At 65.8% G+C, this 20,952-nt stretch carries 13 protein-coding genes; 10 read left to right on the plus strand and 3 right to left on the minus strand.

Annotated elements, in window-relative coordinates:
- Positions 1-380: 380 nt before the first annotated feature.
- From AOQ53_RS03840 to AOQ53_RS03875, 9 genes are all read left to right on the plus strand, one after another.
- A complete protein-coding gene (locus AOQ53_RS03840; protein ID WP_148640283.1) occupies positions 381-1,067 on the plus strand; it encodes a GIY-YIG nuclease family protein in 687 nt (228 codons plus the stop codon).
- A gap of 87 nt (positions 1,068-1,154) precedes the next feature.
- Positions 1,155-3,305 carry a ParB N-terminal domain-containing protein gene (locus AOQ53_RS03845; RefSeq protein WP_236711551.1) on the plus strand — a complete coding sequence of 717 codons (2,151 nt, stop codon included), beginning with the start codon at positions 1,155-1,157 and terminating at the stop codon, positions 3,303-3,305.
- 87 nt (positions 3,306-3,392) lie between these two features.
- Positions 3,393-5,378: a hypothetical protein gene (locus AOQ53_RS03850; RefSeq protein WP_059414968.1), complete on the plus strand. Its 1,986-nt coding sequence runs from the start codon at positions 3,393-3,395 to the stop codon at positions 5,376-5,378.
- On the plus strand, positions 5,378-7,528 hold the full coding sequence (locus tag AOQ53_RS03855; RefSeq protein ID WP_059414970.1) for a DEAD/DEAH box helicase family protein: 2,151 nt from the start codon (positions 5,378-5,380) through the stop codon (positions 7,526-7,528). The genes AOQ53_RS03850 and AOQ53_RS03855 overlap by 1 nt, the downstream gene beginning before the upstream one ends.
- Before the next feature lie 43 nt (positions 7,529-7,571).
- Complete coding sequence (locus tag AOQ53_RS44430) at positions 7,572-7,736, plus strand: hypothetical protein (RefSeq protein ID WP_167745677.1); 165 nt, start codon at positions 7,572-7,574, stop codon at positions 7,734-7,736.
- The gene (locus AOQ53_RS03860) at positions 7,733-9,790 is read left to right on the plus strand and encodes an AAA family ATPase (RefSeq protein ID WP_059414971.1); all 2,058 of its coding nucleotides are present in this window, start codon (positions 7,733-7,735) and stop codon (positions 9,788-9,790) included. Before AOQ53_RS44430 ends, AOQ53_RS03860 begins: the two co-directional genes overlap by 4 nt.
- Positions 9,790-10,254: a DNA phosphorothioation-associated protein 4 gene (locus AOQ53_RS03865; RefSeq protein ID WP_059414972.1), complete on the plus strand. Its 465-nt coding sequence runs from the start codon at positions 9,790-9,792 to the stop codon at positions 10,252-10,254. The genes AOQ53_RS03860 and AOQ53_RS03865 overlap by 1 nt, the downstream gene beginning before the upstream one ends.
- A 263-nt stretch (positions 10,255-10,517) precedes the next feature.
- Positions 10,518-13,070: a hypothetical protein gene (locus tag AOQ53_RS03870; RefSeq protein WP_148640284.1), complete on the plus strand. Its 2,553-nt coding sequence runs from the start codon at positions 10,518-10,520 to the stop codon at positions 13,068-13,070.
- 53 nt (positions 13,071-13,123) lie between these two features.
- Positions 13,124-15,466, plus strand: coding sequence for a UvrD-helicase domain-containing protein (locus tag AOQ53_RS03875; protein ID WP_059414974.1), 2,343 nt, complete (start codon positions 13,124-13,126; stop codon positions 15,464-15,466).
- 922 nt (positions 15,467-16,388) lie between these two features.
- On the opposite strand, the gene AOQ53_RS03880 is transcribed toward AOQ53_RS03875, so the two are convergent.
- The 3 genes from AOQ53_RS03880 to AOQ53_RS03890 all read right to left on the minus strand — a co-directional run bounded on the left by AOQ53_RS03880 (position 16,389) and on the right by AOQ53_RS03890 (position 18,680).
- Positions 16,389-16,847 (minus strand): hypothetical protein, encoded by a 459-nt coding sequence (locus AOQ53_RS03880; RefSeq protein WP_059414976.1) that lies wholly within the window; start codon positions 16,845-16,847, stop codon positions 16,389-16,391.
- A gap of 82 nt (positions 16,848-16,929) precedes the next feature.
- The gene (locus AOQ53_RS03885) at positions 16,930-17,637 is read right to left on the minus strand and encodes a TIGR03943 family putative permease subunit (protein ID WP_059414978.1); all 708 of its coding nucleotides are present in this window, start codon (positions 17,635-17,637) and stop codon (positions 16,930-16,932) included.
- A complete protein-coding gene (locus AOQ53_RS03890) occupies positions 17,634-18,680 on the minus strand; it encodes a permease (RefSeq protein ID WP_236711552.1) in 1,047 nt (348 codons plus the stop codon). Before AOQ53_RS03890 ends, AOQ53_RS03885 begins: the two co-directional genes overlap by 4 nt.
- Positions 18,681-18,856: 176 nt before the next feature.
- Between AOQ53_RS03890 and AOQ53_RS03895 the strand changes: the two genes are divergently transcribed.
- Complete coding sequence (locus AOQ53_RS03895; RefSeq protein WP_059414981.1) at positions 18,857-20,752, plus strand: potassium channel family protein; 1,896 nt, start codon at positions 18,857-18,859, stop codon at positions 20,750-20,752.
- Positions 20,753-20,952 lie beyond the last annotated feature (200 nt).

The following is a 20,952-nucleotide window of genomic DNA, read 5'->3' on the forward strand; positions in this document are numbered from 1 at the left end:
AACCAACCAATGGACCCCCGCGTGTCAGTGGTGTCGCTTACGATAATTTTTCACAAAAGGCCGTAGGCGCAAGCCGCGGGGACGCCGTGGCGTCCGGGGGAGGACTGATCACAAGTGCGCACAGACTGCAAGATCTTTCGTTGCGCTTCGCCTGGTGTCCGAGCGGCTACTGAGCGGCGTGCCGTGAGTCTGTCCCGGGCTCATGCGCAGCACTCCTCAATAGTCGTTTACCTCACCCACTCGCCCCGCACATACGACCACCGGCTCGTAGCCTGCACTCCAGCCCGGTGGCGCTCAGCGCGGGTGAGCGGGTTCAGAAGCGCGGCATGAGTAAGGGAACCCCTGCTTTGACCAATGCTCTTTCGCATAGCCGCTACTCCATGCTGGACGTCGACCAGGCGCCTGAGACACCTGGGCTCTACGCCTGGTACGTGAGTTTTCGAGCGGGTCCGCACGACTGGAAGATGAAGCCCAGCCCGGAGGGTGATCAGGCGATTCAGGGCTTCCTGCGGTTGCTCAGGAAGTACGCCGGCTACTACGAGCCGTTGCCCATTGCTCTGCGCGGGCGCGGTTCATACGGCACCGCGTGGGAGGGCGAGCTCGAACTCGACACGCCCCTGCGCGAGCAGGACGAGGCAAGTCATGCTGCCTCTGCGCAGGAGGACGAACGTCTTGCGATACTCATGGACTCCTTGGACAGCGAGGAAAGGCGGCGGGTAATGGCCACCATCATGGAGATGGCGTCCCCCGTGTTCTCCTCACCGCTGTACATCGGTGTCGCTGAGAATCTGCGCGAGCGCCTACGCACCCACCGCCGAGACTTCACCAAGGCGTACGACTGGCTGCGTGAACACCCTGAGGACGCTGAGGCTGTCCGGGCGAAGGGAAAGACCTTCGGTGCGCGGGCAGCCGCTCGCAACATGGCCATGGGCCACCTCGAAGCCTGGGTCATCGACCTAGGTGATCAAGCAGACGACGCTGTGACCATCAAGCATCTGCGAAACACCGCAGAGTCAGCCGAATGGCTGCTCCACCGGCTGTACGCGCCGATTCTCGGAAGGCAGTAGGACACGATGTTCGGCTCAGGAACCAAACTTACGTTCCACAACTACGTTCAGGGGACGTGGGGCACCTTCGCTACGCCCGCCGGCCGCGTGGACTACATCATGACCAAGGCGCGGCTCGGCGAGGAGACCAACGATCCCGAACGTCGGCTCACCAAGAGCCTCGCGCCGGTCCGTGAGGTCATGGAAGCCGGTGACCTGGACTTCAACCAGCTCCTGCAACGCGATCTGGACGACCACCGCGTCGCGGTCAACCTCATTCCCTACCTGCTGGATCTCAAGCCCACTGGGCCAGCGTTCTTCCCACCGATCGTCGCGGTCCTGCTGCCCTTCCGCGGCAAGCGCCCCTCGTTCTTCGAGTCGTTGGGCCAGCAGACCGTGATCGAGGATGACGGTGCCCGCTGGCAGCAGGAGCAGGCGGGCACATCCTTCCAGGTTCAGCGCCTGGTCGGTGCCGACGACCGCCTCCACTCGGCGAACCTCGGCAAGCTGTGGTGGGACGACACCAAGGCGCAGCTCGTGGTCCTCGACGGGCAGCACCGTGCTATGGCGCTGCTGGCGGTGGAGCGCACCATGACCAAGAGCTGGCAAAACTCCGGGGTAGGCGGACGCTTCCGCTCCTTCTACGAGAATCAGGTCACACAGGCCCTCCGCGACTTTGGCGATGTGGACCTGAGCCGCATCGAAGTTCCAGTGACGGTGTGCTGGTTCCCTGAAGAGACGGGGGAACAGGCAAAACCGCATGAGGCCGCACGCAAGCTCTTTGTCGACGTCAACAAGGAAGCGCGTCCGCCGTCCGATTCGCGGATCATCTTGCTGTCGGATGCTGAACTGAGCAACGTCCTAACCCGCCGGATGCTCAGCGAGCTGCGCAACGACACCGATGATTCTCTGCTACCTATCTACGCCGTTGAGTACGACAACCCGGAGGTGAACTCCACTCGGCCGGCCCGCTGGTCGGTGCTGACCAATATTCACCTCCTCAAATTTGCCGTCGACCGCTGCGTCTTCGGCCCCCCGAAGTATCTGAATAATGTCGCGCAGAAGATCGGAGGTCGTCTCAGCCAAACCGATCTGGACACGTTCATGCAGAAGCAGCTAGACATCATCAGCCTTTTTCCTGATCAGTTCGAGGACGGCGGCTTCACCTACCAACGGGACAGGATCGGTAACACTGAATTCCCCCTGGGCCAGCTGGAGGTCATCAGCGACCGGTTCGCAGCCACTTGGGGGCGGGCCATCCTCACCCTCCTCTCGAAGACCGCCCCCTACGCTGCTCACGCCAAGGCGCTGACGCAGTCGAAGGACGAGTGGCACGTCGATGACACCGGTCTGTCTCTCGCCCATGACGCTCTGTTCGGCGGAGTGGGCGTGTTCTGGACGCTGCGCGACAGTTACGAGCACTACCTGGAGAAGAAGGCCGCAGGTCTGAAGGCGACCAAGTCCGACGTGATCCGCGCCTGGGAGGCGTTGAAGGGGCGCGAAGAGGCGTTCGAGACCTACCGTGCTCAGGCTTTTCTGGACTCAGGACGCGGCAGCGCGCTCAAGAAGTCGAAGGCCGCGTACGCAGTGTTCAACACACATGCCTGCCAGCTGGGCATGATGATGACCCTCGGGTCGCTGTGGGAACTGCGCAAGAAACAGTCAGGCGGTGCCGATCTCAACGAGCTCCCTCAGTTTGCTGATGCGCTCGCGGGAGCATGGAACGCCTACTTCGCCCTAGAATCCGGCAAGGCGAAGGACCGCAGGCTCGCGTTCAATAAGACCGAGGTCAGCCATCCCTTAAACCAGATCGCGAATATGGACACGCCGCAGGCGGTCTACTTCCGGTACTTCTGGCTCCAGGTGCTGGACACGCCCGAGGCATGGGCTCACATTGCTCCATGGTTTGTGAACCGGGCAGCGTTCGAGGACACGCTCAGCAGAGCACGTGGCCTCTACCTAGAGCTGTGCCAGGAGCAGCAGTTCAGGGCGCTCAAGACCAGCAGCCCCGAGGTCATCGACACGAAACTGCGGCCAGAGGCGGAGAAGACAGCTCGTGCTGCGCTCGGGCGCGCGCTCAAGGAGTGGTTCTACGGCACCGACGAGCCGTACAGGAGCTGGTTGGCTCAGTTCATCCAAGAAGGAGTGAACACGCAGCAGCCGGACAACCCTGCCGACGATGCCGAGGACCTCGCGGCAAGCGCAGAGGGAGCCGAGGATGAGCCGGTGACCAGTGTGGATGACCTGCTTGGTGAGTGAGCCGCGTTTCGGCAGCGGGGGGGGCAATGTTTCAGTCTTCGCCGCCGAGTCCGGTAGTTCTTCCACTGGTCGGAAAAGGTAGGAAAGATGTCGCCCTGGTTCTCGTCGCCCGCGCCGACGTGGCAGGTCGTGCTGCCGTGGCTGGATCAGCTGGCGCCTGAGGAGCTGCTCGCACTCCAGCGGCTGGGAGGGCCAGCGCAGTGGTGGCTGCGTGAGACGCCGGAAGAGACAAGCTCGCGCCGTTCATACATGGACGACGTCTTCGATTTGTTCGCATCTTTCCTCTGCTGGGGCAGTGGGTCAGCGCTGCTGGACGAGAAGCAGTTGTTCCTCCTGCTTCCCTTTCTGCCTATGGACTTGCCGACGGCGGAGTTGGAGTTGGACGAGAAGGCGCTAGAAGTGATGGAAGCGGCGGGCGGCAGGACACTGGGCGAAGTGGGGCAGCTGGCCCCGATGGACATCCTCAACTTGCCGAAGGTTCGCATCGAGATAAAGCGCGAAGTCCTCGCCGCTCTCGTGCGCGCGGGTGTCACGTTCCCGCAGAGGGACCGAACCGAGGAGTCCCTGGTGGCCGCAGCAGCAGGATCAAGTTCGAGTACAGCTCCGGACACCGCGATCTCCGAGTGGTTCGTCGGACTGGATACTCGACAGCAAGATCTCATTACTGAGCATCTGTGTGCAGTGTCTCCCTTGCCTGTCGACAGGCTTGCCGCACGCTACCGCACCATGCGGTCGTGGATGACACGGTTGCTTGACGAACTGCCCCAACACCTGGAGACCGCGGCTTTGGACTCCACGGGGGTCCGTTCCGCCTTGACGCTGTTCAGCGCTGCGACAGTGACCCCCATCACCCGCAGCGACCTGCTTGAGCAGCATCCTTGGCTCGCGGTCAATCTGCCGGGCAGCAATGTGACGATGCTTGAACTGTTGGTCGCTCTTCATTGGTCCGGGAGCACAGATGAAGAGTGGCTGTTCAGCGGCTCACTTGAGGAAATGCGCAAGCTCACTCGAGACGCACTTGATCTAGAAGCGGGAGAGTGCTTGTCCTGGGCCGCAACAAGGCGGCTACTCGAAGGCACTAGCGAATCCCTCGAGGTCACAGAGGAGTGGCTTCGCTACTGCGGGTTGCGGTTGGTGGGCGACCGCCAGGTCGAACTCGACGGAACTTCCCAACCCGTCGCTGATCAGACGGGCGCCCCAGCGGTGGAGGGCAACTACGTACTTGCTCCGCCACGGACTGCCACCGAAGCAGCGCCCCTGGAAAAAGCTCTGAGTGGGTTGCCTGCTCAGACGCACGGGGACCCTCCCCCGACTCCCGCGCAGTCTGGCGATGCGACGACGCTGGCGTTGATTGACGTACTCGAGCAGCTCCGCGAGTTCGCCTGCGAGCATCGGCCTGGCGAGCAGCTGGCCGATCTGCTGCGCGACAGCGACGAATTCCCCGAGCCATTGCGGACGCTGATGGCACGCATCCTCGCTGCAGTCGCGCGAGCCGACGGCTGGGAGCTGCCTGACGATGCCCTTTCCGGTGATGCTTCTGCGCCACCCGCCCGTCCACGTATTGGTGATTCCGCCGCCGGGAGCGGTTCCCGGCGCGAGACACTCAACGACCGAGCTTGGAACGTGCTCAACCAGCTCGGTCATCCTCTGGACTCGAAACTGTTGGTCGAGCGTATGGGCTCCGACGTGAACATCCGGTCGCTAAAGGCGCAGCTGCCCAAGGATTCACGGTTCGTGCGGAGTGACGTGGACTCGTGGGCGCTGACTGAGTGGGGGTTGCGTCCGTACACCACGATCAAGGAGCTCGTCACAGAGGAGGTGGACATGGCCGACGGCTCGATTCCGACAGATGAGCTGGTCGCCATCCTGACCCGTGCGTTCACCATCAACGAATCCAGCGTGCGCCAGGTCGCGTCTTCCCCTCCCTTCACCGCGCGTGGTGGCGTGGTACGCCGGCTCAGCGATGTCCGGCGTGAGGAGAAAGATGAGCGGGTTTCGGCCGACAGGGGTGCTGAGAGCCCTGACGATGATGGGCCGTCGCCCGAGGACCTGATCAACCTCATGGGGTTGTGATGACCAGACAGGATTCTGCACTCCGTGCGGCGGACCTGCTCGCTGACTACCGCAGTGACCGTTGCGACATCGTCCGCGACTTCTACGCCCCCGCTCTGGCTGCGGCCACCTCCTACGACCGCGCGGTCGGATACTTCAGTGCCTCGGTGCTGGCAGTGCTCGGCCATGGGCTGGACGCCTTTGCGGCTCGCGGCGGGACCATGCGCATCGTCGCTTCTCCACAGCTCAACGCAGAGGACGTGGAGCAGATTCAAGCCGGATACGAGCTCCGTGCCGTGTTGGAGAAGGCTGCGCTGCGCGATATCGAGCAGGCAACCGAGGATCCGCGGGCAGCTCGGGGGCTTGGCAAACTCGGCCTGCTCGTCGCCGATGGGCGGCTCGACATCAAGCTTGCATATATCAGCTCAAACGACCGGATTGGTATCTACCACGAGAAGATCGGGATCTTCCGCGACGGGCACGACCTGGTCGCCTTCAAGGGCAGCGCCAACGAGACCATGCCAGGGCTAATCGGCAACTTCGAGTCCATTGAGGTGTTTCGCACCTGGGAGCCGGGGGACAGCCCGCGAGCCGTGCGGATCAGCCAAGACTTTGAGGACCTGTGGGACAACCGGACTCCGCTGCTACGAGTGGTTGACTTCACCGCTGCCGCTAGAGGGGTCATCCAGGAGTGCGCGAAGCGCACCGCCTATCTGACGGAGGCCGAGCTGCCGATGATGGACGGTGCCGTCATCACCCTGCCCCGACCGGAGGCATCTGGACGGCTGGTCATCCCCAGTGAGCTGACCGTGCGGGACTACCAAAAGCAGGCCGTCGAGCGGTGGTTTGCGAACGGTGGCCGCGGCATCCTGCGTATGGCCACCGGCACGGGCAAGACCCTGACCGCGCTGTCCGCTGCGGCTCAATTGACCCGAATGCTGCATAACCGGGGCGAACCGCTGCTGACTCTCGTCATAGCTCCGTATCAGCACTTGGTCGATCAGTGGTCAAAAGACGTCGCATGGTTCGGCATGCAGCCAGTCCGCGCCTACGAGTCCACCGCCAGCTGGTACGGGAGAGCCTCGTCCCTTCTCGACGCATTGGCGCTGGGAACGGCAAAGGGCGGCGTCATCGTCACCACCAACACCACCTTCGCCGCTGACCCGTTGCAGGGAATCCTGGCCCGCTATCGCGGTCGCCTTCTCGTCATCGCGGACGAGTGCCACAATCTGGGCGCCAAGCGCTTGCGGGATAAACTTCCCACCTCGGCCGGCTATCGGCTCGGGCTGTCTGCCACTCCGGAGCGCTGGTTCGACGACCAGGGCACTTCCGCGCTGACCGACTACTTTGGCGATGTCGTTTTCGAGATGGGTATCGGCGATGCCATCCGAGCGGGCGCGCTTTGCCGCTACACCTACACTCCGGTTCTGGTCGAGCTGGACGACGAGGAGGCATTTCTCTACGCGGAGGTGACCGAGAGGATTGCCAGGATCATCGCCGCCCAGGGCTTCTCCGAAGATACGGACGACGACAGCCCCCTCGGCAAGCTCCTGCGCAAACGCTCGAACATCCTGGGGCACGCACGCGCCAAGCTGCCTGCCCTGCGCAGGGAGATCACCGCGCGGCGTGAGGACTGGTACCAACTGCTCTACTGCGCCGAGGGTCGACATCCCCTTGCCTACGATGCTGGCGACGTCCATGAGCCAACCCAACTTCAGCAGGCACTGTCCTTGGTCGGCATGGACTTGCGTATGCCCGCGGCCCCATACACCGCCGAAACCAGGCGCGACCAGCGACAACACCTGCTTCGCAGATTCGCGGCAGGCAGAGAGCTTCAGATCTTGCTGTCGATGAAGTGCCTCGACGAAGGCGTGGACGTGCCCGCCGCGCGCACTGCGTACTTGCTCGCCAGCTCCTCCAACCCAAGGCAGTTCATCCAGCGTCGAGGCCGTGTCCTGCGTAAAGCTCCGGGGAAGGAACACGCGGACATCGTCGACTTCATCGTCGTCCCACCGAACGGGGCGAGCGAACTGCAGCACGAGACCGAACGCCGAATGGTCGCCCGTGAGTTGACACGGGTCACTGAGTTCGCCCGGCTCGCCGACAACGAGGCACGCACCCTGGACATCCTGCGCCCGCTGCGCCTGCGCTACGGGCTCTTGGACACCTGAAGCATGTGAGCGACGTGAGAACAGCCCGAAGTGTGGAGAGGTCATGGGAACGACGGACAGCTTGAAAGACATCATGGACGGCCTGTCGCCAGAGGCCAGGAAGCTTGTAGCGAAGGTGTGGCAGCTCGAGCGTGAGCACCTGCACGTGAAGAACCCGACCCTGCTCACCGATGAAATCGTCCGTGCTGCCAAGGAGCTGGCCAAATGAAACTGCTCAAGCTCACATTGGACAACTTCCGTGTCTTCTACGGCACTCAGAAACTTGACCTCGAGGTCTCGCAGGACAAGCCCGCTGTCCTCATCTTCGGTATGAACGGCGCGGGCAAGACAACCTTGCTCAATGCTTTCACGTGGGCCTTGTACGGCACATTTTCTGACGATGTGGAGCGTCAAGAGCGCGTGATCAACGACCACGCCTGGGCAGAGACCCCCTTCGGCGGAGCGGTCAGCGCTTCGGTGAAGCTCGAGTTCGAGCATGAGGGCCTGCACTTCACAGTGCATCGCGCGGTCACCACAACCAAGAACGCCGATGAGCAGAGCGCTGTGACTCCGAAGCTCACTGTTACCGAGTCCGAGCATGGAGCCAGCACAACGGTCCGGAACGGTCAGGATCGTATCCAGAAGATTCTCCCCGAGGGGCTGCGCCAGTTCTTCTTCTTCAACGGTGAGCGCATGGAGCGAATGTTCACCGGCGACCGAACGGACGAGGTCCAGCAGGCGATCAAGACGCTGATGGGCCTGGAGGAGATCGAGAGGGCGATTGACACGCACTTGCCGGCCGCCTCTCGCAAGCTGAGCCGCCAGGTGGGTAGCAACGGCGACGGTCGGCTGCAGGCGCTGACCGCCGAGCAGGATCGGCTGGAGCAGCAGAAGATCGAAGTACACAAGGAGCTGCTCCGGCTCTCCGAGAACGCTGCCGGCTATGAGCGCGAAGTCGAGGCAGCGAACAAGGCACTTTTGGCCAACGGCAAAGCTGCTCCGCTGCAACGCCAGCGTGCCAAGCTGAAGTTCCGGCTCGATGAACTGGTGGCCAAGCGCATCGAGCGCCAGGAGCGAAAGCGGGACCTGCTGGCCAAGAACAGCTTCCTGGCGTTCACAGGGGGCATCGACAGCACAGTGCTCGACTTGGCCGAAGGTATGCGTAAACGCCGAGAACTGCCTGCGGGAATCCAGCGTGACTACATCGACGGTCTGCTTGAGGACGGGCTGTGCATGTGCGGGCGTGACCTGCCCGAGGGCTCTGAGGCGCGTACGGCGTTGGAAGAACGCCGCTACAACGCGGGGCTCGCTGATGTTGAGGGCCGTTGGATGTACCTGCGTGGCAAGACCGCCGATCTCACTCTGGCGCGCGCTGATCTGCTGGCGAAACTGCGTGAGTGTGTTTCCGACATCGAGGACATCGAAGCGTCGATCAAGCAGATCGATGCCGAGAGAAGCGACATAGCCCGCGAGCTCGAGGGCGTCGACGAGATGGACGTGCAGCGCCTGGAGGAGCGACGCAAGGAGTTCGACCGGAAGCGCCTGGATGCACTGCAACAGCATCGTGAGGCCCAGACACAGCTGACCGAGCTGGACGAGCAGATTGAAAAGGTGCGGCGGCAATTCCACTCGGCACGGGTGCAGGACGAGGAGTCCAAGCGAATTCAGCGCCAGGTCCTACTGGTCGACGAAGTCCTCGATGCATTCCAGAGGATCTTGGCCGTGAAAACTGAGGAGGTTCGCCAACAGCTCGATGCCAAGGTCAAGAGCGTCTTCGGACGAATCTGCATCAGGCCCTTCACCCCCAGCCTGACCGCGTCCTTCGCCCTTGAACTCGTCAATCACTCGGCGGGCGTCGCGGCGGCCCGCAGTACCGGTGAGAACCAGATCCTGGGCTTGTCGTTCGTTGGGGCTGTCTCCGAATTGACGAAGGAGACGTACGACCGCAAGCAGAAGGCCACAGATGCTGTCCTGGGGGGTGGCGGAGTTTATCCCGTCGTCATGGACGCCCCGTTCGGGAACCTCGACGTGGCGTACCAGAACGACATTGCCGAGTCGCTGCCGAAGCTGACGTCCCAGATCGTCACCCTGCTGTCGAAGTCCCAGTCCCGCGGCATGGTGCTGGAACACCTCGGGCAGGCCGCGTCACGCATGTACGTGCTGCGTTCGTACACCACGAACACGGACGCCGATGAAGACAGCATCACCATCCACGACCGTGAGTTCCCCTACGTCTCACACGGCGAGTTCAACCACACCGTCCTTGAAGAGGTGACTGCCTGATGGCTGTTGAGATCCGGTTCCGGCGCCCTGCCGAACACGAGCAGCTGCTGGTCCTCCTCACCGGTAAGGACGGCCCCTTCCGAGCCAACTACGAGGCGCTGTTGTTCGCCGCGGCTCTCGGCCGCAGGAAGGAACGGCGCGTCCCATTCGAGAAGTCGGGCGAATTGATTCGCTACGCCCTCGTCGAGAACCGACCCTACGGCGATGTGCTCATCGACCTGATCGCCGCTGCCGAGGTTCCTGACGATGCGAAGATCCTGGGCGACGACCGGCTCGCCGACCGATTGAGGATCTTCGAGGAATATGCCAACGGCGGGCTGCACTGCCTCCAGGGAGAGATCAACACTCGGGGCAGCCGAGACCTTGTCGCGATCGTCAGTTCGCTCGTGCTGGACGCGCTTACACCGGCGGTCGACCAGGACGACGACCCTGTCAAGGACATGCTGGACGCCCTGGAGTGGTAGCAGAGCGCCGCCACGGACGACCAGCCGATCACCCATTGGCGCGCGCCTACTGCAGTTGAACTGCAGGTCTTCGCAGCTGGTGGGGCAACGTCCATGCTCTGCCCCAGCTGATTGGCGACCAGCGATCTGAAACACACCCGAACGCACAAGATGTGGAACCTCACGTGACTGGCCCGATTGACTCCAAGTCGCCCCTCTGCATAGCGCTCGCCGACCTGCTGCCGGCCCTGCGCTGGGGTGACCCACGCCGACTGGGGCCGCTGATGGAAGACCCCCGCCTGCCGGGAACGTGGTGGAACGACACGTCGCTCGTCGACGTCACGGCCACCATTGGCGCTGAGGAAGTGGCCCACCGGGCGGCCCAGGCTCTGCGTGCCTACTGGCCGCACCTGACCCTCGGCGTGGCACTCCCCAACCTGTGCTTCTGCCCGGAGGGCCAGGAAACGGACTTGCGGGTGACGATCGAGCAAGCCGCTTCGGACGTAGGTGTCGAGGAAGAAGATGAGGCAGTCGCGCGGCTCGTCCGACCACTGCTTCGCCCCTTCCTCATCGGTGGACGGAACCTGATGGAACCGACCGCCACTGCTTCCCGCGCCGAATCGCCCGCGGAGCCGAACCTGGACATCCACGCTCTCGCAAACATGCTGGCACGCCTACTCCCGGCCGACACCCCGTCCGCTATCCGTGCAGCCGTTGACTCATTGCGAGCTTGGGACCAGGGACGCTCCGAAAAGGAAAGCAGCACCCCCGATTCGGACACAAAAGAACAGGTCGAAGCGACATCTGGTAGGAAAGCCGGCCCGACAGCCGCGCCAGCGCTTTTGGAGGAACCGCTCAACGCGCTGGAAAGCCTCATCAGCGACTGGGGCGAACGTCAGCTGGCCGTTGCGGCAGGACGTACCTTCGGCCAGAACCGGATCTCCCTGGAGAACCTGGGCGAGCAGTTCGGGGTAAGCCGGGAGCGAGCCCGGCAGATCCAGGTTGAGCTCGAGAAAAAGCTCCAGCTTTGGCTCCACTCTGACAGCGGGCGGCCGTTTCTCAGCCACCTCCTCGCTGTCCAGGACCTTCTTGGACCAGTGGCCACCGAGGCCGAACTCCGCCAACTCCACCCGGGCCACGAACTCACAGTCCCTGCTCTCGGCCTTCCACTCTGGCAGCTCACTGCCTCGCTGCTTCCCGACCGCACCTGGACGAGCGGCTGGCTGGTGGAGGGCAATCTCGACGAGCGCATCGAACAGACACGGGCAGAACTGACACGGCTCTGCGGTGAGTCGGCCCCGACCTGGGCCGAGGCTGTGGAGCTGCTGCGGCAACTGGGCATCCACGAGACGGCTGCAGAAGAGTGGCTACTGGTAGTCAAGGGATTCCGCGTCACCGAAGGACACCTACTGCCCTGGGGCCGTTCCGTCAACGACCGGGCCGAAGCGGTTCTCATGCTTGTCGGGCGCCCTCTCGCGATGGAGGACCTTCTAACACGCCTGGACGACGGAACGGCGCTCGCCAGCCTGCGCAACCAGATTCAAAGCGATGACCGCTTCATGCGGCGCGACCGGGACCTGTACGGTCTGCGGCGTTGGGGCGGGGTCGAGTACCTCGGCATCCGAGAGATGATCATCCGGGAACTTGAATCCGCCGGTGGCGAAGCCAAATCCGAGGACATCGTCACCACCCTTTGCTCGCAGTTCGACGTTTCGGACAGGTCCGTGCGTGCCTATCTCGCCGCTCCGGAATTCGAGCGCTTCAAGCGAGGCTGGGTTCGCGTAGCGGCCCACACCGAGACCGGTACGGCTGATTACCAGCCGCGACGCGACGTGGCGCAGACCCGGCGTTGCTTCCAAACCGGCCAAGGCACCTGGTGGTACCGACTCGACGTGAACGGTGAACACCTGCGCGGATCCGGATTCACCATTCCGGCCGGCTTCGCCGCACACCTGGGCCTCGCCCCCGGTGGTCGACTGGAGCTGTCCCACGACGTCGGTGACATCCAACTCGTCTGGCGCAACCAGCCGACCTGCGGCTCCCTCCGTCCCCTGCTCGAAACCATGGGTGCGGTCGAGGGAGACCATGTGTTCGTGGCGGCGAAGGACGGCCACCTCAAAGCACTGCGCCTTGCCGAGGAGCCGGGAACCAACCTCACGGACACACAGCGAGCCCTGCGGCTTATGGCCCTGTCCGGCCAGGTAACGGAGAAGGACATGCCTGCAGTTCTGGGTCGGCGCATCGGTCTCGCAGACGCGACGACGATGGATGAGGTACTCGCTCACCTTCGAGTTCGAGGTGACAAGGACATCCTGGAACTCTTGAGAGAGCAGTACGAGCTCAGCGGTGCGACTGCGCCAGACGAAGAGCCAAGCGTCCCAGCGACGCCCGAAGGAGAGCTCAGCAGCGCGGCGCCTCCCCAGCACAGTCCGTCCGATCCGCAGCCAACGGGGGACACCGCAGCTGAGGCCAAGCAGTCCCCCAAGCCTGAGTTTCGGGACCCAGCCTGGGATGAGGAGATCATCCCATTGCTCGACGAGGACAGCGAAGCCGACCTGATTCACCTTGCCCAGGCAGTCGCCAGCCGCGGCAAGACCGTCCCAGTGTTCGGTTTCGAGCTCGGTGAAGGCGGCTGGCAAGCCGACTTCGCCTGGAACCAGGACACCGCCAAGGTCGCAGTAGTCCCCGCTGTGCAACACGGCCGCGTGGACCCAGAAGCCGAGCGCCGCGACGCCGCCTACCGTGCCGCAGGCTGGACTATCCGCAGCGCCGTCGACTGGCTCGCCCACCTCGACGAGCTGCTCGTCCTGCTCCCGGATGCGACTCCCGGCAACTGATGATGCGCCGACACACCACGTAACCCCATCGACGACCTGGAAGGCGCCACCTGATGACTGCCCGGCTCAGCCTGTACCAGAAAGCCGAGCAAGAGCTCTACAAGCTCGACCGCTCAGTGAAGGCCAAGTTTTACGATTTCTCCCACCGCTTCCGGGAGAACCCGCACAGCAACGGGCTGCAGCTCAAGGCTCTCAAGGGCGACTCGCAGATCTTCTCCGCGCGGATCGACGACTCCTACCGCGCCTTGCTCACCCGCACCGGGACGGACGAACAGGGTGACGAGAGCTGGCTGGTTATCGCGGTCCGACACCGCCGGGACGTCTACGAGCAACTGTCCGTCGCGATCAACCGCGTCTCCGGAGAGATCGAGTTCGTCGACCTCTCCGTCGTCGGCGAAAGCGCCCTGCGCCGCGCCGGTATCCGTCTTACCCCGGCCGAACCAGACGCGACCAGCGTGGCAGAGGCCGAAACCGCTCCCGCCTCGGGGTCGGATGCACAGCCCGAGGCCGAGCCGGCTGCCCCGGTATCCCCGCTGCTTGCTGGGCATTCCCGGCAGTTGCTCCGCGAGCTTGGCGTCGCCGAACCGCTCATCGACCTCGCGCTCACCCTCACCGACACCGCCGACCTCGACCGTCTGGTAGCGGGAGCACCGCTGTTGTCCCAGGACGTCCTGTACGGCTTGGCCGCTGGCATGAGTGCGGACGAAGTACGTGCAGAGATCACCGCTGCGGTTGCCTCAGCCGACCAGATCGACCTCGGAGATTTCGGCGCTGCCCTCGCCCGTACCACCGTCACCACCATCGATGACGCCCTGCAGAAAGTCCTGGAAAACGGCGATTTCCAGGCATGGAAGGTGTTCCTCCACCCCACCCAGGCTCGACTGGTCGATCGTGACTACAACGGCCCCGCCCGCGTCTCCGGCGGCCCTGGCACCGGCAAGACCATCGTCGCCCTGCATCGGATCCACCACCTCGTACGGCAGCTGAAACCGGGCCGGGACAAGCCCATCCTGCTGACGACCTTCACCAAGAACCTCACGGCTGACCTTCGCGCTCGCCTCACCAACCTCATCGGGGACCCTGATCTCCTCGCTCGCGTGGAGATCGCCCACATCGACGAACTCGCCTACAAGGTCGTCAGCGAGAACTCGCTCTCGGGCCGCGTCAAGCGACGCGTCGATGACCGCACGGCCCTCGCAGAGCTGCGCACTGTCCTCGCCGAATTCGACCAGCAGGAATCCTGGGAACCCGAGTACCTCATCGAGGAGTGGGAACAGGTCATCCTCGGGCAGTCCGTGGCCACGCGCACCGCCTATTTCCAAACGCGCCGAGCTGGCCGAGGACGGCCGCTCACTCGCCCCGAACGAGCCGCCGTCTGGAAGATCCTCGACGAGTTCACCGCACGCCTCGACAAAAAGGACATCGAGACCTGGGGCCAAGCCGCCGAACGTGCCGCTCGCTACGAAATGGAGCGTGCCACCCATATCCAGGCCCGTCAGGCGTACAAGGACCAGGTTGGCGGTCGCGACCTGATCCACCGCGATGCCGAGGCATCAATGAGCGACCTGAAGTACCGCTACAAGCACATCGTCGTAGACGAGGCGCAGGACCTGCGCGCGGCACACTGGAAGATGCTGCGAGCCATGGTCGCCCCCGGCGACAACGACATGTTCATCGCCGGCGACACGCACCAACGGGTCTACGACAACCATGTCTCCCTCGGCTCTCTCGGAATCAACGTCCGAGGACGCTCCGCCCGACTGTCCCTGAGCTACCGCACTACGAAGGAGATTCTCGCCCGCGCCCTGACGGTCATGTCCGGCGAGACCTATGACGACCTCGACGATGGAACGGACACCCTGTCGGGCTACCGCTCCGTGATGCACGGGCCTGTTCCTGAGCTTTCCGGCTATACCACCTGGGAAGAGGAACTCGATGGTCTCGCTTCCACTTTGCGCGCATGGCGCGACGAGCTTGCTGCCGTCGAAAACGGTGCGGCACGTGACCTTCGCGGTTTGATCGCCGTTGCGGTCCCCGACCGCGACAAGGTGAGCCAAGTGATCTACCATCTCGCCACGAAAGCGGGCCTCGGCTACGCCCAGCTGACCTCGGACGGCCCTCGCGGTGACGGCGAGATCCACGTGGGGACTATGCCCCGCTTCAAAGGGTTGGAGTACCAGCGCCTCGTCATCGTGGGCGCTAGCGACAGACTCGTCCCACGCATGGACTCGATCGACCGGTACCGCACGGAGGATCCGACACGCTACCGCCGGGAGTTGCGCAAGGCGCGCTCGATGCTGTTCGTTGCCGCTACGCGCGCCCGTGACGCCCTCACGATCACCTGGCACGGCGATCCCAGCCCCTTTCTGACGGAGCCAGTGACTGAACGGAACTGAACGACGGCCGAGTACGTGCCAACCTGTCGCCAGTCACGCGGTCTCGTGAGAGATCTTCGAGGAGATCCCCAACGGTGAGACTCCAGTCCGCGAGGGCACGTAACAGGGGCAGTCGAACATGGTCTGCAGAAGTCATCCTTCTCGATCTTCGAGGCGCACCGTTCCCGCCCGCCCAGCGGCAGCGCGAGAGGGAAGCCTCGTGGGAGCCATCTGGGAGCCAACCCACTCCCCAAGCCCCTTCGGCACCACCCGACACCACCGCACCCCAACGCTCTGACCAGGCAAAAAAGCAAACATTCCGGTGCCGACCCCACCCGAACCTCATTCGGGACGAAGAGGTCGTGGGTTCAAATCCCGCCACCCCGACAGCCGAAACACCAGGTGAGGCACCTAGGAACGTTCCTAGGTGCCTCACCTGTTTTGCGTGCGTGTCTATCTGCGTGACTACCGATGCCCGCGTGTCCACGGCCGCCGTTCCTGCGTGCCGAGGTGCCGCCCATGACCACAGCGCCGGCCTGGATCACGGGCCGGAGCTGCTTACGGTGGACCTCCTCGGTCACGGCCGTCCCGGAGTGCCCGACGAGCCGGGAGATCTCCTCCAGCGGTACCACGGTTGGACAGCAGAGACACGAAGCTGTGCCGGAGCTCCCGGGGCGTCCACTCGTCGGCATTGATCCCGTCGATGTCCCACGCGGGTGACCACCTACCCGGCGGCAGAGCCGACCGAGCTGGTCGCGCACGCCCTCGTGCTCCGGCTGGAGAGGGACGGTGAGATCGCGCCCGATCCCTTGTCCCGGGCGGGGCACGTGCGCATACGAGCTGTCAGGCGGGCGGTCGATCGTCGCGGTCTGGGTGTACGACACCCACGCCCTGGGTCAGTGACGGCGTTCCCGCGTCATCAACAGGGTGTCCAGGCGGGCCGCTAGGCCAGGACCCCGGCCAGCGTCCCCGCCAGGGTGAGTGTGAGGAAGACCGCGCCCCAGGCCATCGCCCGGCGTATGCAGCGGTACTTGATCCAGGCGGTGCGGGCCAGGACCTCCAACTGTGTCGTATCGCCGGAAGAGGAGGCCTGGGAGGGGCGCCGGGGGGATACGGCAAGACCGAGGAGGACGAGGGACGGGGCGCAGGCGGCGCAGCCGGCCCATACCAGGAGCTGGGGGATCACGGCGTACTGGCCGGGTGCGATGAGGCCGCCGGCGATCGCGCCGAGCAGGGCGGTCAGGGCCGCGCCCAGGGTCGCCAGCGTCAGTCCGGCCCTGCTGTCGGCCTTCGCGAGTTGCTCGCGGGCCTCGGTCAGGAGGTCCCGGGTGAGTTCCGCCGCGCGGTCGGTCTGCGTCCCGGTCCCCGTCACCGTCCCGGTCTCGCCGCTCGGTGTGGTCATACCTCCCCCTCGCTGATCAGCGGCATTCCCGAGTACCCGGAAGTGGCTCTTCTAGTACGCGGATTACGCGGAGTACGCGGGTTCAGTTGTTCCATGTCTCGTCGTACGGGTCGGCCGGTGCGGGTACCGGCCTCGCACTGGTGACTTCGAGGTACGGAATCGGGCCGTCGTTGACCGGGTCCTTGGTCCGGCGGGGTGTGTACCGGCCGGTGATCTCCAGCCAGGTGTCCGGGCTCAGGACCGGGGGGATGTTGCCGGTCAGGGCGATCTTGACCGGCTGGGCGTCCGCCGCGCAGCAGTTGAGGCCCATGCGCGCCAGGTAGGGGGCGCCCGACCGGTCCAGGGTGACGAAGCCGGTGAGCTTCAGCTCGCGGTCGCGGAGAGAGCGGCCGTCGTCGTAGACCGCGCGCCCGGCGTAGTCGGCCACGCCGAGACGGAGGGGTTCGCCGGCGGGGAGGTCCGGGAAGCCGAAGGGCTTCGTCAGGGCCGTGCCCGTGTGCGCCGCGCTGTAGGAGCCCAGAGCCGGTGGGGCGACCAGGATCAGGGCGAGGACGGGGAGGGCGAGGAGCCAGGAGATACGGGGCTCGTGGTGGTGGTGCTGTCGTGCGGTTGAGTGGCGGCGTTCGTACCAGAGCGTCGCCGCCGCCGTCGCGATGAGCACCACGCCCGCCAGCAGGACCAGCGGGCGCAGGCCCGCCTTGACGTAGCGCAGGTAGAGGTCGGTCAGGCCTGCGTGCAGGAGCGTCGCGCCGAGCAGGAAGAGGAGGGCCGTCTGGGCCAGGCGGTTCACAGCAGGACCGTTCCGGTCAGGGCCGACACGACGACGGCCAGGGCAAACGTCGCGGGGGCGAAACGCAGGGCGAAGGCACGGCCGAAGGTGCCCGCCTGCATCGCGAAGAGCTTCAGGTCGATCATCGGCCCCACGACCAGGAACGTCAGACGGGCCGTCAGCGAGAACTGGGTCAGGGACGCCGCCACGAACGCGTCCGCCTCCGAGCAGATGGACAGCAGGACGGCGAGCACCGCGAGGGCCAGCACCGAGAGCACCTGATGCCCGGCCGCCACGCGCAGCCACTCCTCCGGCACCACCGCCTTCAGCGTCGCCGCGGCCATCGCACCGACCACCAGGAAACCGCCCGCGTGCATCACGTCGTGGCGCACCGAGCCCCAGAAGGCCGCCCCCCTGCCCCGGCCCTCGTACGACGGTCTGTCGGGCGACCGCAGCCAGTCCGTGCGGCCGAGGCGGTGCCAGAGCCAGCCCATCGCGCAGGCCACCAGCAGGCTCGCGACGAAGCGGGCCAGGACCATCTCCGGGTTGCCGGGGAAGGCGACCGCCGTCGCCGTCAGCACGATCGGGTTGATGGCGGGCGCCGAGAGGAGGAACGCCAGCGCCGCCGCCGGTGTGACCCCTCGGCGGACCAGCGCCCCGGCCACCGGCACCGACGCGCACTCGCAGCCCGGCAGCACCACGCCCGCCGCGCCCGCGACCGGGACCGCCAGGGCCGGGCGCTTCGGCAGGGCCCGGGCGAAGAAGGACGGCGGCACGAACACCGCGATCGCCGCCGACAACAGCACACCGAGCACCAGGAACGGCAGCGCCTGGACCATGACCGCGACGAACACCGTCATCCAGCTCTGCATCACCGGTGCGGACAGGGCCCCGCGGATCGGGTCCTGGAGCATCACCGCCGTGAGCAGCAGGAGGGTGAGCAGGAGGGGGGAGTTGAGGTGGCGGGCGTCGTCCGGGCTCGGGCCCTTGTCAGCGACCGGTCGGGTGGTCTCGTTCCCGACCGTCTCGTCGGTCTCCTGCGGGGCGGGTTTCGTGGTGGCCACGGGCCCGGTACCTCCGGTCGTGCGCACGGGCATTGCCTCCCCTTCTGTACGGCCGGGCCCCGTCGGGTGTTCAGCCACCGCTGTTCCCTTCTGGAACCAGCCGTCCCGGTGAGGCAGTCTTCTCCCTTGTGGGGAGCGTTCCGAACCAAGGTCTGCCAGGTGAACCGGCCACGCACATGATCGTGTGCGGGGACGACGGGCTCGCGCACCGGCTGGCCGCCGAACTCCGTGGTGTGTACGGCGAACAGGTCACGCTCGTGGTGCCGCCCTCGGGGCGCCGGGTGCGGCAGCCGGTGGTCGGACGCGCCCGGGCCGCCTCGGCGGCCCTGCTCGACCGGGTCAGCGCGGCCGTCAACCGGACGGGTGCGGGCGGCGCCGAACCGGCCGCGAACGAGCAGGTCGTGGAGGCCGCCGAGGTCACCGAGGCCGTACTCACCGAGGTGGGCGCCGACCGGGCGGCGGCCCTGGCGCTCGTGTACGACGACGACGAGACCAACATCCGCGCCGCGCTCACCGCCCGCCGGCTCAATCCCCGCCTCAGGCTCGTACTCCGTTTGTACAACCGGCGGTTGGGCCAGCACATCGAGGAACTGCTCGACCAGACGGCGGCGGTGGCCTCCGGCACGGGGCCAGGGACGGCAGGACTGGACGCGTCGACGACCGTGCTGTCCGACGCCGACACGGCCGCGCCCGCGCTGGCCGCCACGGCCCTCGTCGGGACCAGCAAGGTCGTCCAGACCGAGGGGCTCGTCCTGCGTGCCGTGGAGCGGCAGCCGCCGCGGCCGGGCGAGGTGGCCGACCCCGGCCTGTGCACCCTGGCGCTGCTGTCCGCGACGAGCAACGACCCGGCCGGCGCGGACGGTTCCGAGGGCAGCGGGGAGCAGGGGCCGCGACTGCTGCCGGACGAGGCGGCGGTGGCGTCGGCGACCGGGCGCGGGACCGTCGTCCTGGAGCAGGTGTCGTACTCCGGGCCGTCCCTGCCCGCCGGGCGGGGTGGTGTGCCGCCGTTCGCCTCGCTGTTCTCGCGGCGGCTGCGGTGGTCGCTGGCGGGGCTGGTGGGGTGTGTGCTGGCCCTCGCCGTCGCGTTGATGATCGTGACCGGGGAGCATCCGCTGTACGCGACGTACGTGACGCTGCTCGATCTCTTCGGTATCAACGATCCCGCGTTCCACGAGTCGACCGGGGAACAGGTGCTGCAACTGCTGTCCGGGCTGGTCGGGTTGCTGCTGCTGCCGGTGCTGCTGGCCGCGGTGCTGGAGGCACTGGGCACGTTCCGCAGCGCCTCTGCGCTGCGGAAGCCGCCGCGAGGACTCGGCGGGCATGTGGTGCTGCTCGGGCTCGGCAAGATCGGGACGCGGGTGCTGACACGGCTGCGGGAGCTGCACATTCCCGTGGTGTGCGTCGAGTCCGATCCGGAGGCCAGGGGGATGGCCACGGCGCGGCGGCTGCGGGTGCCGGTGGTGCTCGGGGACGTCACGCAGGAAGGGGTGCTGGAGGCCGCGAAGATCCATCGGGCGCATGCGCTGCTGGCGTTGACCAGTGCGGACACGACGAATCTGGAGGCCGCGCTGTACGCACGGTCCGTGCGGCCCGATCTGCGGGTGGTGTTGCGGCTGTACGACGACGACTTCGCGACCGCGGTGTACCGGACGCTCCGGGCCGCGCATCCGTTCGCCCTCACCCGGAGCCGGAGTGTGTCGCATCTGGCCGCGCCCGCGTTCGCCGGGGCGATGATGGGGCGGCAGATCCTGGGAGCGATTCCGGTGGAGCGGCGGGTGTTGCTGTTCGCGGAGGTGGAGGTCGGCGGGCATCCGCAGCTGGAGGGGCGGACGGTCGGGGAAGCGTTCCGGGCCGGGGCGTGGCGGGTGCTGGCGCTCAATACATCACCTCCTGGAGGGCGGCGGAGCGAGGACGAGACGCGGGGCGAGGAGCGGGTGCCGGCTTCGGGGCTGGTGTGGGATCTGCCTCCTGCGTATGTGCTGAGGGCTGGGGATCGGGTGGTGCTGGCGGCTACGCGGCGGGGATTGGCGGAGCTGCTGGGGCGGAGGCGGCGGGAGCGGGCGGGGGCGTGACGCCGGTTCGCTGCGCGGCTCGGCGTTTGCGAGGTGCTCGGCGACGGGGTCGAGGCCCCCGACGGGGGGTGCGCAACCCGGCGTTACGAGGTGCGCGGCGTTGAGGCTGTGGCCGGGGCGTGGCGCAGGCCGGCGCAGCGGAGTGCCGCCCGCGCCCACCCTCCCCCAAGCTCCCGGCTTCGCTCGAGCAGGGGGACCCC

Source organism: Streptomyces azureus, assembly GCF_001270025.1.
GTDB lineage: Bacteria > Actinomycetota > Actinomycetes > Streptomycetales > Streptomycetaceae > Streptomyces > Streptomyces azureus.